The organism is Streptomyces sp. NPDC058637, from assembly GCF_042717325.1.
GTDB lineage: Bacteria > Actinomycetota > Actinomycetes > Streptomycetales > Streptomycetaceae > Streptomyces.
The window spans coordinates 42870-55223 of record NZ_JBHXRD010000020.1; the positions used below are offsets into that span (position 1 = coordinate 42870).

Consider the following 12354-nt stretch of genomic DNA (forward strand, 5'->3'; position numbering starts at 1 on the left):
CCCCCGCCCCGCGACCTCGTGCCCCTGCCCCCGTACGCCGGTCAGCCGAGCACCACCGCCCGCACGCACAGCACGTCGGGCAGGTGCGAGGCGAGCTGCTGCCAGCTGTCCCCGTCGTCCGCGCTCGCGTACACCTCGCCGTTGCGATTGCCGAAGTAGACGCCCGCGGGGTCGGCGTCGTCCGTGCAGAGTGCGTCGCGCAGCACCGTGCCGTAGTGGTCGCCGTCCGGCAGGCCCCTGGTCAGCGGCTCCCAGGTCTCTCCCGCGTCCCGCGTACGGAACACCCGGCAGCGGTGACCGGCGGGGACCCGGTCGGCGTCGGCGTTGATCGGGAAGACGTAGAACGTGTCCGCGCGGTGCGGGTGGGCAGCGGCGGCGAACCCGAAGTCCGACGGCAGGCCCGCGCCGATGTCCTTCCAGGTACCCCCGGAGTCGTCACTCCGGAAAACCCCCCAGTGGTTCTGCAGATAGAGCCTGTCCGGGTCGGCCGCGTCCCGCGTGACCTTGTGCACGCACTGGCCGAACTCGGGGTCGGGATCCGGCAGGAACACCGCGGACACGCCCTTGTTGGAAGGGGTCCACCGCTCACCGCCGTCCTCGGTGCGGAACACCCCGGCGGTGGACACGGCGACCGTCACGGCGCGGGCGTCCCTGGGGTCGGTCAGGATGGTGTGCAGGCCCTCGCCGCCCCCGCCCGGCACCCACCGGGACCTGGTGGGATGCTCCCACAGCGGACGGACCAGCTCGAACGACTCACCGCCGTCCTCCGACCTGAACAGGGCCGCTGGTTCGGTGCCCGCGTACACCACGCCGGGGGCCTCGGGCCCGGCGGGCTGCAACTGCCAGACGCGCTCCAGCGACGTTTCGGTGAACTGGGGGAACTTCACCGCCGGCCGCTCCGGCTCGACCCAGGTCGTGCCCAGATCGTCCGAGTGGAAGACCGAGGGGCCCCAGTGCGCGCTGTCGCCCCCCACCAGCAGCCGGGGCGCCGGGCCACGGGTGTCGATCGCGATCGAGTAGATGGCCTGGGCGTTGAAGTGCGGAGCACCGAACTCCCATGTGCCACCACGCCTGCGGCCGATGAAGAGTCCTTTGCGGGTGCCCACGGTGAGCAGTACCTCAGTCATGACACGACCTCCCGAAACGCCGTTGTGCCGGATACGGGTCAGTCTGCACCCGGCCACTGACAGTGGCGCGCGGATCCACGTCAGCGCAGGTGAGACCGGCGAAGGCGGGGCTGAGGCAGTGGTGGGGGCGTGAGCGGGCGGCAGGACCGGCGGGCCTCGACCTGCGCACGCCGGCCGGGTCGGCCGATCCGGCCGGCGTGCGCCGCCTCATGGCGCCCGGAGCCCTCGTCCCGTTCACCCCGCGCACGATCCACCACCTCGTCAACAACGGCGGGCTGAGCATTGTCGTCCTCATGGAGAACAGCGGGCTGCCGGACACCGGCGACGCCGTGCTCGCCTTCCCGCCCGCCCGCCACGATCGCGGACCCCGGGCTCTACCGGACCCCGGGCTCTACCGGACCCCGGGCTCTACCGGGCCGCGGCACTACCGCGGCCGGCCGGCGGCGGCCGGCGGGCTGTCCTCCCGGACGTGGGTCAGGAGCAGGGTCGTGCTCCCGTCGGACTCCTCGATGTCCCGGACGTGCCGGAAGCCGACGCGCCGCAGGAGCGCCAGCGAGCTGCCGTTCTCCGCGGCGACCGTGGCGTGCACCGACCGCAGGCCGAGCCGGCGGAATCCGTAGTCGAGCAGACCGGAGGCCAGTTCCGTCCCGAGGCCCCGGCCCCAGGCGTCCGGCGCGAGCGCGTAGATGATCTCGTGGCCGCCCGACTCCTCGGTCGGCTTGATCTCGGCGTGGCCCACCGTCCTGCCGTCCTCGCGGGAGCGCACCGCCCACACGTCGAACAGTCCCCGGGCGTAGACCTTGGTGAAGACCCGCCCGAACAGGGCGCGGTCCTCAGCTTCGGTCGAGGGCCCGTCACCCATCCAGCGGGACACCCGCACGTCCTGGAACAGGGCCACGAACACGTCCTCGTCGGCCGGTGTGTACGGCTCCAGCAGCAGGCGCTCCGTGTGCAGCACCGGGGTCATCGCGGCTCCGGGACGGCCGGCGGGGCCGTGCTGCTGCGGACGACCAGACTGGTCGCCAGGTCGACCCGGGTGGTCGCGGGCCGCCGCCCCCGGCCGAGGTCGAGCACCAGACGGGCGGCGGTCTCGGCCATCTCGATCAGCGGCTGCCGCACCGTGGTGAGCGGCGGACCGATCCAGCGGGTGAGCGGCAGGTCGTCGAAGCCGACCACGCTGAGGTCCTCCGGGATCCGCAGTCCCAGCTCGCGCGCCGCCTCGTACACGCCGAGCGCCTGGAGGTCGTTGCCCGCGAAGATCGCGGTGGGTGGCTCCGGCAGGCGCAGCAGTTCGAGGGCCGCCGTGTAGCCGTCCTCGTGGTTGAACTCGCCCTCGCGCACGAGCTCGGGGTCCATCGGCACCCCCGAGGTCTCCAGAGCGGCCCGGTAGCCGTCGAGCCTGGCACGGCTGCACATCATGCGGGAGGGCCCGCCGATGACGCCGATCCGCCGGTGCCCGAGACCCGTCAGATGGCGGGTGGCGGCCAGACCGCCCTGCCAGTTGGTCGCCCCCACCGAGGGGATGTCGTCACCGGGGTCGCCCGCCGGGTCCACCACGACGAACGGGATGGAACGGCTGGTCAACTGGGCGCGCTGGGCGGCGTCCAGGTCCGACAGCACCAGGATGACGCCGGCCGGCCGCCGCGCCAGGACGCCGTCCACCCACGTCTGGCCCGGGGTGAGCCGCCCGGCGCTCTCCGAGAGGACCAGGCTGAGCCCCTCCTCCCGGGCGACGTTCTCGACGCCCCTGACCACCTCCATCGCCCAGGCGCTGTCCAGCTCGTGGAAGACCAGGTCGATCAGCTGGGACTGCTGGGAGGCGCCGCGCCTGCGGCGGTAGCCGTGCAGAAGCAGCAGCTCCTCCACCCGTGACCGTGTGCCGGGGGCGACGTCCGCCCGCCCGTTCAGCACCTTCGAAACTGTCGGAGCCGAGACTCCGGCCGCTCGGGCGATTTCTGCCAGCGTGGCGGTGCTCTCCGACGATTCGTCGACGGGCGCCTTCTCCTGGTGGGGCTGGACCTTTGCAGGGCTCATGCACGAATCGTAGCCTCCCGGCGCCCCGGGCAGGCGGCCGGGCGCGGTCCGGAAATCCTTGCTCCCACCCTCTTGACGGGCTCGAAACACGACCGTACGGTTCCGGCAACATTCGAACGGCACACCGAAACATTCGACAGAGGTGCGGTCATGCGGTCGGGCATTTTCACTTCAGGCACACGTACGACGAGATGGGTCGCAGCCGGCGCGGCGATGGCCATGGCCGGCCTGCTGGCCGGCTGCGGGTCCGGGGACAGCGGCGGGGGAGACAGAACGATCACCGCCTACGTCTACGGTGACGACGCGGTCAAGGTCCAGCAGGCGGCGGCCGATTCCTTCAACAAGACCTCCGACGTCAAGGTCAAGCTGGTGTCGGTACCCGGCACCGACTACGTGAACAAGCTGCGCAGCTCCATGGGCTCGCCCAGCGCCCCGGACATCTTCTTCAACTGGGGCGGCGGTTCCATCAAGCCCTACGTCGACTCGAAGAACCTGGTCGACCTCACCTCGACCGTCAAGAACGACGCCACGCTCAAGGACGGCTTCCTGCCGTCGATCATGACCGCGGGCAGTCTCGACGGGAAGATCTACGGGGTGCCGATGCGCGGCATGCAGCCCGTGATGCTCTTCTACAACAAGTCCCTGTTCGCCGAGCACGGGCTCCAGGTCCCCGAGACGTGGGGGGACCTGCAGAAGGCCGTCACCACCTTCAAGGCCGCGGGCATCATCCCCTTCGCTTTGGGCGGGGCGGACAAGTGGCCCGAGCTGATGTGGATGGAGTACCTGCTGGACCGGATCGGCGGACCCGAGGTCTTCCGGAAGATCCAGAACGGCGACACCGACGGCTGGGGCGACCCCGCGGTGCTCAAGACGGCGCAGACCGTCAGGGAACTGATCGACGACGGCGCGTTCGGCAAGAACTTCAACTCGGTCGACTACGGCAACGGCGGAGCCCCGACCCTGCTCAACAAGGGCAAGGCCGCCATGCACCTCATGGGCTCGTGGGAGTACTCGACCCAGCTGGGCAAGGCACCCGAATTCGCCGAGAAGGACCTCGGCTGGACCGCGTTCCCCACGGTGGAGGGCGGAGTGGGCGACCCGGCGAACGTGGTGGGCAACCCGACCAACTACTGGTCCGTCAACGCCCGTACCAAGCACAAGGACACCGCCATCGCGTTCCTGAAGACGATGGCCTCGGAGACCTACGCACAGGCCCTCGTCGACAACGGTGACATCCCCACCACCTCCAACGCGGCCTCGATGCTGAGTAGTTCACCCAACCCCGAGTTCGCGGAAGACCAGTACCAGATGGTCCAGAAGGCCCCGAGCTTCACCCTCTCGTGGGACCAGGCGCTGGAGGCCCGGTACGCCACCCCGATGCTCACCGAAATCAGCAAGCTGTTCGCCGGCACGACGACTCCCGAGAAGTTCGTCGAAGCGATGAAGGCCACAAGGTAACGATGTCCCACCACACTCCCGCGAAGAGGCGCGGAGACACGAAGGCGGCCGTCGGCAACGTCGGCCGCCCCCCGGTCGCCTGGGCCGTGCCCGGCATCCTCTTCTTCGCCGTCTTCGCGATCGTCCCCCTGGCGATCGCCGTCTACCTCTCCTTCTGCGAATGGGACGGGCTCAACTCCCCGACCCCGACAGGCCTGGACAACTGGACCCGGCTGTTCAAGGACCCCGAATTCGGCCAGGCCGCCTGGCTGAGCCTCCTGCTCACCACGATCAGCTGGGCCTTCCAGACTCCCGTGGCCCTGCTGCTGGGCGTCTGGGCGGCGGGCCGCCAGCGCAGCCGGGCCGTGCTGTCGGCGATCTTCTTCATCCCGCTGCTGCTCTCCACGACCGCGATCGCCATGCTCTTCCACGCCCTCCTCGACCCCAACTTCGGGGTGATCAAGGAGATCGGCCCCTGGATCGGCATCGACCCCGACGTCATGGGCTCGTCCACCGGCGCCCTCCTCATGGTGGCCTTCGTCGGCGGCTGGCAGTTCATGCCGTTCCACACGCTGATCTACCAGGGCGGTGCCCGGCAGATCCCGGAAGTCCTCTACCAGGCCGCGTCGATCGACGGCGCGGGCATGGTGCGGCAGTTCTTCCACATCACCCTGCCGCAGCTGCGCCACACCATGACGACCTCGTCGGTCCTGATGATCGTCGGCTCGCTGACGTACTTCGACACCGTGCTCATCATGACCAAGGGCGGTCCCGGCACGGACACGACGATCCTGCCCTATCTGATGTACCGGACCGGCTTCCAGACCTACGACCTCGGCTACGCGGCCGCCATCGCCACCGCCCTCGTCGTCGTGGCCACCGGTCTGTCGCTGATCCTGGTCCGTTTCAGCGGCTTCGGATCCATGCGGTCCACCCGGGAAGGTATGTGACGAGATGTCGACCGACACCCGCCCCGCCGCACCGCAGCACGCATCGCCCGTGACCCCGCGCCGCCCGGCTCCGGCCCGCCGTCGCAGGAGGCGGGGCAACCCGCTGGCCGGCCTGGGCTCCCTGGTCTGGCTCGTCCTCGTCCTGGTGCCGCTCTACACGCTGGTCTCCGCATCGGTGATGCGTCAGGACGAGGCGCTGAACGGCGACCCGCTGGCCTTCCCGACCGATCCGACGCTCGACAACTACGACGCCGTGCTGGACAGCGGCTTCCTCGCGCTGCTCGGCAACACCGCGATCGTCGCAGTGGCCACGGTCGCCATCGTGCTGGTGCTCTCCGTCCCGGTGGCGTACGTGGCGGTGCGCACCCGCAGCCGCCTCTCGTCGCTCGCCTTCCGGACCTTCCTGCTCGGCGTGGCGATCCCGGCGCAGGCGGTGATCGTGCCGCTGTACCTGCTGATCGGCAAGATGGGCCTGTACGACACCCTGTACGCGATCATCCTGCCCACCGCGGCCTTCTCGATGCCGGTCGCGGTCCTGGTGCTCAGCGGCACCATGCGCGACGTCTCGGAGGAGATGTACGAGGCGATGTCCCTCGACGGGGCCTCGCCCTTCCGGATGCTCTGGCAGCTCGCGGTGCCGCTGTCCAAGGCCGGGATCAGCACGGTGGCCATCTTCTCCGCGCTCCAGGCATGGAACGGTTTCCTCTTCCCGCTGATCCTCACGCAGTCGGAGGAGAACCGCGTCCTGACGCTGGGGCTGTTCAACTTCATGACCCAGTTCGGAGTGAACATCCCCGCCGTGCTGGCCGCGATCGTCCTCTCCGTCGTACCGATCTTCGCCGTGTACCTCGTGGCCCGGCGGGCGCTGGTCAACGGACTGATGGGGGTGGGCGGCAAATAGGACACCCCTGCCGCCCCGGACCACGCACTCATGAGAGGAACCCCTGCCGCCATGGCAACGACCCCCGTCCCGCACGCCCGACATGCCGATCCGGCCCCCTCCGTAGACGGCCCGTGGCGCGACCCGTCACTCAGCCCCGAGGAACGGGTGGCCGATCTGGCGGCCCGGATGACGCTCGAGGAGAAGGCAGCGCAGCTGTACGGCGTCTGGGTGGGCGCCGACGCCGACGGCGACGGAGTCGCACCGCACCAGAACGACATGGTCGACCCCGTCGACTTCGAGGAACTCACGACCCGCGGACTCGGCCAGCTCACCCGGCCGTTCGGCACCGCTCCGGTGGACCCGGGTGTCGGCGCCGTCGCGCTCGCCCGGGCCCAGGCCAGGATCGCCGAGGCGGGCAGATTCGGGATTCCGGCCCTCGCCCACGAGGAGTGCCTGGCCGGCTTCACCGCGTGGGGCGCCACCGCATACCCCGTCCCGCTCGCCTGGGGCGCGGCCTGGGACCCGGAGCTGGTCGCCGAGATGGCGCACCGGATCGGCTGCGACATGCGGTCGGTCGGCGTCCACCAAGGGCTCGCCCCCGTCCTGGACGTGGTCCGGGACCTGCGCTGGGGCCGGGTCGAGGAGACCATCGGAGAGGACCCCTACCTGGTCGCCACCATCGGAACGGCCTATGTCCGGGGTCTGGAGTCCGCCGGGATCGTCGCCACGCTCAAGCACTTCGCGGGCTACTCCGCGTCGGCCGGTGCGCGCAACCTCTCCCCGGTCCGGGCCGGTGCCCGGGAGATGGCCGATGTGATCCTGCCGCCGTTCGAGATGGCCATCCGCGACGGCGGCGCCCGTTCGGTGATGCACTCGTACGCCGAGGTCGACGGGGTCCCGGCCGCCGCCGACCCCGCCCTGCTCACCGGACTCCTCAGGGACACCTGGGGATTCACCGGCACGGTCGTCGCGGACTACTTCGGCATCGGCTTCCTGGAGACCCTGCACAGGGTCGCCGCGGACCGTGCCGGCGCCGCCCGCCTCGCGCTCACGGCCGGGGTCGACGTCGAACTGCCCACCGTGCGCAGCTACGGCGACGCGCTCGTCGCCGCCGTCCGCGACGGAGCCGTGGCCGAGGAGCTCGTGGACCGGGCCCTGCACCGCGTCCTGCTGCAGAAGTGCGAGCTCGGCCTGCTCGACCCGCACCGGCCTCCGTTGCCCGGAGTGCACGACGGGGTGGAGCCGGAGGCGGCCCGCGGCACCGTGGACCTCGACCCGCCCGGGAACCGGGCCCTGGCCAGGCTCCTGGCCGAGCGGTCCTGCGTCCTGCTGGCAAACCCCGGCGACGCGCTGCCGCTGACCGGGACCGGCCGGATCGCGGTCGTCGGCCCCCGCGCCGACGACCCGCTGGCCATGCTCGGCTGCTACTCCTTCCCCAGCCATGTCGGCGTCTCCCACCCCGAGGTGCCGATGGGCATCGCCGTCCCGACGGTGCTGGAGTCGCTGCGCGCGGAACTGCCGGGTGCGGGCGTCGACTTCGCCCGGGGATGCGACGTGGACGGCACGGACGCCTCCGGGATCCGGGAAGCCGCCGAACTGGCGGCGGGCGCCGACGTCTGTGTGGCCGTGCTCGGTGACCGGGCCGGGCTGTTCGGCCGCGGCACCTCGGGGGAGGGCTGCGACGCGGCCGACCTGTCCCTGCCCGGTCTCCAGGACGAGCTGCTCGACGCACTGCTGGCGACGGGCACCCCGGTCGTCCTGGTGCTGCTGACGGGGCGCACGTACGCGCTCGGCGGCCGGGCGGACCGGCTGGCCGGCTGTGTGCAGGCGTTCTTCCCCGGCGAGGAGGGCGGTCCGGCGCTGGCGGGTGTGCTCTCCGGGCGGGTCAACCCCTCCGGGCGGCTGCCCGTAGGCGTCCCCCATGGTCCGGGCGGACAGCCGTGGACGTATCTGCAGCCGCCGCTGGGCCGGGCCAACGGGGTCAGCAATCTGGACCCGACCCCGCTCTACCCGTTCGGCCACGGGCTCTCGTACACCTCGTTCGCCTGGGAGCCCGGCAGCGGGGTCCCGGCCGATCTGCCCACCGACGGCGCCACCGACCTGGAGATCACGGTGACGAACGCCGGTGACCGGGAAGGGGCCGAGGTGGTGCAGCTCTACGTCCACGACCCGGTCGCCCAGACCACCCGCCCGGAGTCGCGGCTGATCGGCTACGTCAGGGTGCCGCTCGCCGCGGGCGAGTCCTGTCGGGTCCGCTTCGCCTTCCACGCGGACCTGGTCTCGTTCACCGGGATCGGCGGGCACCGGATCGTCGAACCCGGCGACCTGGAGCTGCGCTTCGCCACCTCCAGCGACCCCGCCGACGTCCGGCACACGGTACGACTGCGCCTCACCGGCCCGGAACGCACCGTCGACCACCGGCGCCGCCTGGTCTGCGCCACCTCGACGGAACCGGTGCCCGCGGCCCTCTGACGGGCGGTGGGCGGTTGTCCCCGCGCACTCCCGCAGGGGTGCGCGGGGAGCCTCCCGAAACTTTCGAAGGCCACCCGGCACCCGTGATGCCCCTGCGGCGCCGGGCGCGCCCGGAAACGGCGGGCGGCTCCCGCGGCCCAGGCCCGCACGGCCCGAGGACCCCGGCGCGTACATCTCCCCTACCCCGAGTGCGAACGCCTTCCCGCTGTCAGGGTGGGCGGGGCGGTTTCGGTCGTGGTCGCCGAGGACGACCACGCGGGCTTCGTACGGGTGGCGGGCGATCTCCGTGACGACATCGAGCGCGTCACCGGGGTCCGGCCCGTTCTCGCCCGGAACTCCGTTCCCGAGGCGCCGCGGTCCGTGGACATCGCCGCGGTCACCGGGTCCGACGACGGAACGATGAACCCGCGGCGGGCCCGCGACACCTCGGACGACGTCCACCGCACCAGCGCCACGTACCGCATCGGCCGGGCCGGCACGCATGTGCTCAAATTCTGGATGGCCGACCCCACGGTGGTGCTGCAGGACCTCGTGGTGGCCACCGGCGGCATCGAGCCCGGCAGCTACCTGGGCCCGCCGGAGAGCCTCCGGCCGAGCTGACCGGAGCGGGACGAGGAGGCGACAAGGATGAGTATCGAGATCGAGGACACAGGCGGACGCGGTGCGACGCTGGCGGTGACCCCCGGCCCGGCCGAGGGCCCTGTCGGGGTCGCGATCCTGATCGAGGGACCGACGGCGAGCGGCTCCTGGTCCTGCTCCCCGGCGGCGGCCCGGGAACTGGCCACGGCGCTCCTCGGGGCCGCCGAGGAGGCGGAGAACGCGCGGTCGGGCGCTCCCGTCACCGTCAAGGCACGCGAACTGCTGCGCGGGGACGTCAGGGACGGCGACCGCCTCATGACGGTCGAGGCCGTCCGGCCGGACGGGGCGGACGTACAGGTGACGTGGACCTCCGGCGGTGGACGCAGCTGGAGCCAGGTCTACGCGGCCGAGACCGACATCAGGCTCCGGCGCAGGCGGCGGCCGGGAAGGTGAGGGGCGGCTTCGGAGGGTCCTGGGGTCGGCTTAGTACGGTCCTTCTCGTACTACGGCGAATCTCGTAGTACGGTGAATCTCGTACGAGTCGGTGGTCCACCGTGTCCGGACCACCGGCGGCCCCCGCCTGTCCGTCCCCCCGAGAAAGCGAAGCCTCCTGTGAGTGCACTCTTCGAGCCCTACGTCCTGCGCTCGCTGACCGTCCCCAACCGCATCTGGATGGCCCCCATGTGCCAGTACAGCGCGGAGGCGTCCGGCCAGGACGCGGGCACGGCCAACGACTGGCACTTCGCCCACTACGCCGCCCGTGCGGCGGGCGGCACGGGCCTGATCCTGGTGGAGGCCACCGCCGTCAGCCCCGAGGGCCGGATCAGCCCCGCCGACCTCGGCATCTGGAACGACCGGCAGGTGGAGGCGTTCCGCCGCATCACCGCCTTCCTGGCCGCCCAGGGAACCGTTCCCGGCATCCAGCTCGCCCACGCCGGACGCAAGGCATCGACCGAGCGACCCTGGCGCGGTGGCGGCCCCGTCGACGCCACGACCCCCGGCGGCGAGGGCTGGCAGCCGGTCGCCCCGAGCCCCGTCGCGTACGACGAGGGCCACCCGGTGCCCGACGAGCTGACCGCCGAGGAGATCCAGCGGGTCGTCGCACAGTTCGCGGCCGCAGCCCGCCGGGCGCTCGCGGCCGGATTCCGCGTCGCCGAGATCCACGGCGCGCACGGCTACCTGATCGGGGAGTTCCTCTCCCCGCACACCAACCACCGCACCGACGAGTACGGCGGCTCCTTCGAGAACCGCACCCGCTTCGCCCTGGAGGTCGTCGACGCGGTACGGGCCGTGTGGCCCGAGGAACTCCCGCTGTTCTTCCGCGTCTCCGCCACCGACTGGCTGACCGAGAACACGGACGACGGACGTGAGGGCTGGACCGCCGACGACACCGTCCGCCTCGCGCACGGACTGCGGGCGCACGGCGTCGACCTGCTGGACGTCTCGACCGGCGGGCTCGCCCCCCGGGCCCGGATTCCCGTGGGCCCGGGCTACCAGGTGCCGTTCGCCGAGCGGGTGCGGACCGAGACGGGCCTCCCCGTGGCCGCCGTCGGGCTGATCACCGACCCGGTGCAGGCCGAGAAGATCGTCGCCGACGGCAGCGCCGACGCGGTCCTGCTCGGCCGGGAACTGCTCCGCGACCCCTACTTCGCCCGCGGCGCCTCACGCGCGCTGGGCGGCGAGGTGGCGGTCCCCGAACAGTACGGCTGGGCGGTCTGACACCGCGTCTGTCGGTACGCTGTGCCGCGATGTTCACTCCACAGGGCCCCACCCTCCGCGAACTGGCCGTCCAGGCACTCTCCTCGACGATGCGCGGATACGACCTGCTCGCCCCGAAGTTCGACCGGACGCCCTACCGGACCCCGGACCGGGTCCTCGACGCCGTCGAACGGGCCGTGCGGCCGCTCGGCCCGTTCGCGCGGGGGCTCGACGTCTGCTGCGGCACCGGAGCGGGCGTCGGTGTCCTGCGCAGGCTGTGCGACGAGCAGGCCACCGGGGTCGACTTCAGTGCGGGCATGCTCGCGGTGGCACAGGCCGGGCACGCCGGGACCGCCGGGGGTCCTTCGGTGGGCTGGGTACGGGCCGACGCCCGGGCGCTGCCTTTCGCGCCGGCCTTCGACCTCGCACTGAGCCTCGGCGCGTTCGGTCACTTCCTGCCACGGGAACGGCCCGGGCTCTTCGCCGGGGTGCACGCCTCGCTGCGGCCGGGCGGCACGTTCGTCTTCCCGGTCGGCGCGCCGCCCGCGGTGGGTTCCCGGGCCTACTGGTCGCTGCTCGGCTTCGACGTGGCCATGCGGGTGCGCAACGCCCTGTGGCGTCCGCGATTCGTCATGTACTACCGCACCTTCCCGCTGCCCGAAGTGGTGGACGACCTCGTGCACACCGGGTTCGAGGTGCGGCTGCTGCCCCTGGAGGAGCTCGGCCGCCGCCCCGACGGCAGCCCCCGCGCACGTCTGGTCGTCGCGACCCGTCGTTGAATTACGGCAGATCTCGTACCATGGAAACTCTGGACGAAGTGGAGCCACCGTGACGACGAACGCCCGCGCGCTCGCCCATCCCTCGCGCGACGAGATCCGCGTCGAGGGAGTGCTCCATGCCCTCTCCGACCCGATGAGGCTGCGGATCGTGTGCCAACTGGCGGGGGCGGCGGACGAGCTGGCCTGCTCACGCTTCGAGCTACCCGTGTCCAAGTCGACCACCACGCACCACTTCCGGGTGCTGCGCGAGAGCGGTGTCATCCAGCAGACCTACCGGGGTACCGCCAAGCTGAGCGCCCTGCGGACAGAGGACCTGGACGCCCTCTTCCCCGGACTGCTGAGCAGCGTCCTCGGTGCGGCGGACCTCCAGGCGAGGCGACTGGGCGAGGACTGAG

General features: G+C 71.7%; 12 protein-coding genes. 9 read left to right on the forward strand and 3 right to left on the reverse strand.

Annotation, left to right across the window (positions count from 1 at the left end):
* Window positions 1-41: 41 nt before the first annotated feature.
* The 3 genes from ACFWVP_RS21055 to ACFWVP_RS21065 form a co-directional block, all read right to left on the reverse strand.
* On the reverse strand, window positions 42-1127 hold the full coding sequence (locus tag ACFWVP_RS21055; protein ID WP_384498665.1) for a WD40/YVTN/BNR-like repeat-containing protein: 1086 nt from the start codon (window positions 1125-1127) through the stop codon (window positions 42-44).
* A 424-nt stretch (window positions 1128-1551) separates the two neighbouring features.
* Entirely contained in the window at window positions 1552-2094 is a 543-nt protein-coding gene (locus tag ACFWVP_RS21060) for a GNAT family N-acetyltransferase (RefSeq protein ID WP_384498667.1), read from the reverse strand.
* Window positions 2091-3161, reverse strand: a complete 1071-nt coding sequence (locus ACFWVP_RS21065) for a LacI family DNA-binding transcriptional regulator (protein WP_384498669.1) — start codon at window positions 3159-3161, stop codon at window positions 2091-2093. Before ACFWVP_RS21065 ends, ACFWVP_RS21060 begins: the two co-directional genes overlap by 4 nt.
* 213 nt (window positions 3162-3374) lie before the next feature.
* On the opposite strand from ACFWVP_RS21065, the gene ACFWVP_RS21070 reads away from it, so the two are divergent.
* The 9 genes from ACFWVP_RS21070 to ACFWVP_RS21110 all read left to right on the forward strand — a co-directional run bounded on the left by ACFWVP_RS21070 (window position 3375) and on the right by ACFWVP_RS21110 (window position 12353).
* Window positions 3375-4619 carry an extracellular solute-binding protein gene (locus ACFWVP_RS21070; protein WP_384498831.1) on the forward strand — a complete coding sequence of 415 codons (1245 nt, stop codon included), beginning with the start codon at window positions 3375-3377 and terminating at the stop codon, window positions 4617-4619.
* A 2-nt stretch (window positions 4620-4621) separates the two neighbouring features.
* Window positions 4622-5548, forward strand: a complete 927-nt coding sequence (locus tag ACFWVP_RS21075) for a carbohydrate ABC transporter permease (protein ID WP_384498671.1) — start codon at window positions 4622-4624, stop codon at window positions 5546-5548.
* 4 nt (window positions 5549-5552) lie between these two features.
* A complete protein-coding gene (locus tag ACFWVP_RS21080; protein ID WP_384498673.1) occupies window positions 5553-6449 on the forward strand; it encodes a carbohydrate ABC transporter permease in 897 nt (298 codons plus the stop codon).
* Between the two features lie 51 nt (window positions 6450-6500).
* On the forward strand, window positions 6501-8903 hold the full coding sequence (locus ACFWVP_RS21085; RefSeq protein ID WP_384498675.1) for a glycoside hydrolase family 3 N-terminal domain-containing protein: 2403 nt from the start codon (window positions 6501-6503) through the stop codon (window positions 8901-8903).
* Window positions 8904-9116: 213 nt separating this feature from the next.
* Window positions 9117-9503, forward strand: coding sequence for a hypothetical protein (locus tag ACFWVP_RS21090; RefSeq protein ID WP_384498677.1), 387 nt, complete (start codon window positions 9117-9119; stop codon window positions 9501-9503).
* Window positions 9504-9530: 27 nt separating this feature from the next.
* Window positions 9531-9935 carry a hypothetical protein gene (locus tag ACFWVP_RS21095; protein WP_384498678.1) on the forward strand — a complete coding sequence of 135 codons (405 nt, stop codon included), beginning with the start codon at window positions 9531-9533 and terminating at the stop codon, window positions 9933-9935.
* Window positions 9936-10094: 159 nt separating this feature from the next.
* Entirely contained in the window at window positions 10095-11201 is a 1107-nt protein-coding gene (locus ACFWVP_RS21100) for an NADH:flavin oxidoreductase/NADH oxidase (RefSeq protein ID WP_384498680.1), read from the forward strand.
* A 29-nt stretch (window positions 11202-11230) separates the two neighbouring features.
* Window positions 11231-11959 (forward strand): class I SAM-dependent methyltransferase, encoded by a 729-nt coding sequence (locus ACFWVP_RS21105; RefSeq protein WP_384498682.1) that lies wholly within the window; start codon window positions 11231-11233, stop codon window positions 11957-11959.
* A 49-nt stretch (window positions 11960-12008) separates the two neighbouring features.
* Entirely contained in the window at window positions 12009-12353 is a 345-nt protein-coding gene (locus ACFWVP_RS21110) for an ArsR/SmtB family transcription factor (protein WP_384498684.1), read from the forward strand.
* The last annotated feature ends 1 nt before the right edge of the window (window position 12354 follow it).

What these genes read in the sequence shown, in the direction of transcription:
- ACFWVP_RS21085 (WP_384498675.1), top strand. Translation starts at nt 6,501, where the DNA reads ATGGCAACGACCCCCGTCCCGCACGCCCGACATGCCGATCCGGCCCCC.
- ACFWVP_RS21105 (WP_384498682.1), top strand. Translation starts at nt 11,231, where the DNA reads ATGTTCACTCCACAGGGCCCCACCCTCCGCGAACTGGCCGTCCAGGCA.
- ACFWVP_RS21065 (WP_384498669.1), bottom strand. Translation starts at nt 3,161, where the DNA reads ATGAGCCCTGCAAAGGTCCAGCCCCACCAGGAGAAGGCGCCCGTCGAC.
- ACFWVP_RS21055 (WP_384498665.1), bottom strand. Translation starts at nt 1,127, where the DNA reads ATGACTGAGGTACTGCTCACCGTGGGCACCCGCAAAGGACTCTTCATC.
- ACFWVP_RS21060 (WP_384498667.1), bottom strand. Translation starts at nt 2,094, where the DNA reads ATGACCCCGGTGCTGCACACGGAGCGCCTGCTGCTGGAGCCGTACACA.
- ACFWVP_RS21080 (WP_384498673.1), top strand. Translation starts at nt 5,553, where the DNA reads ATGTCGACCGACACCCGCCCCGCCGCACCGCAGCACGCATCGCCCGTG.
- ACFWVP_RS21075 (WP_384498671.1), top strand. Translation starts at nt 4,622, where the DNA reads ATGTCCCACCACACTCCCGCGAAGAGGCGCGGAGACACGAAGGCGGCC.
- ACFWVP_RS21070 (WP_384498831.1), top strand. Translation starts at nt 3,375, where the DNA reads ATGGCCATGGCCGGCCTGCTGGCCGGCTGCGGGTCCGGGGACAGCGGC.
- ACFWVP_RS21095 (WP_384498678.1), top strand. Translation starts at nt 9,531, where the DNA reads ATGAGTATCGAGATCGAGGACACAGGCGGACGCGGTGCGACGCTGGCG.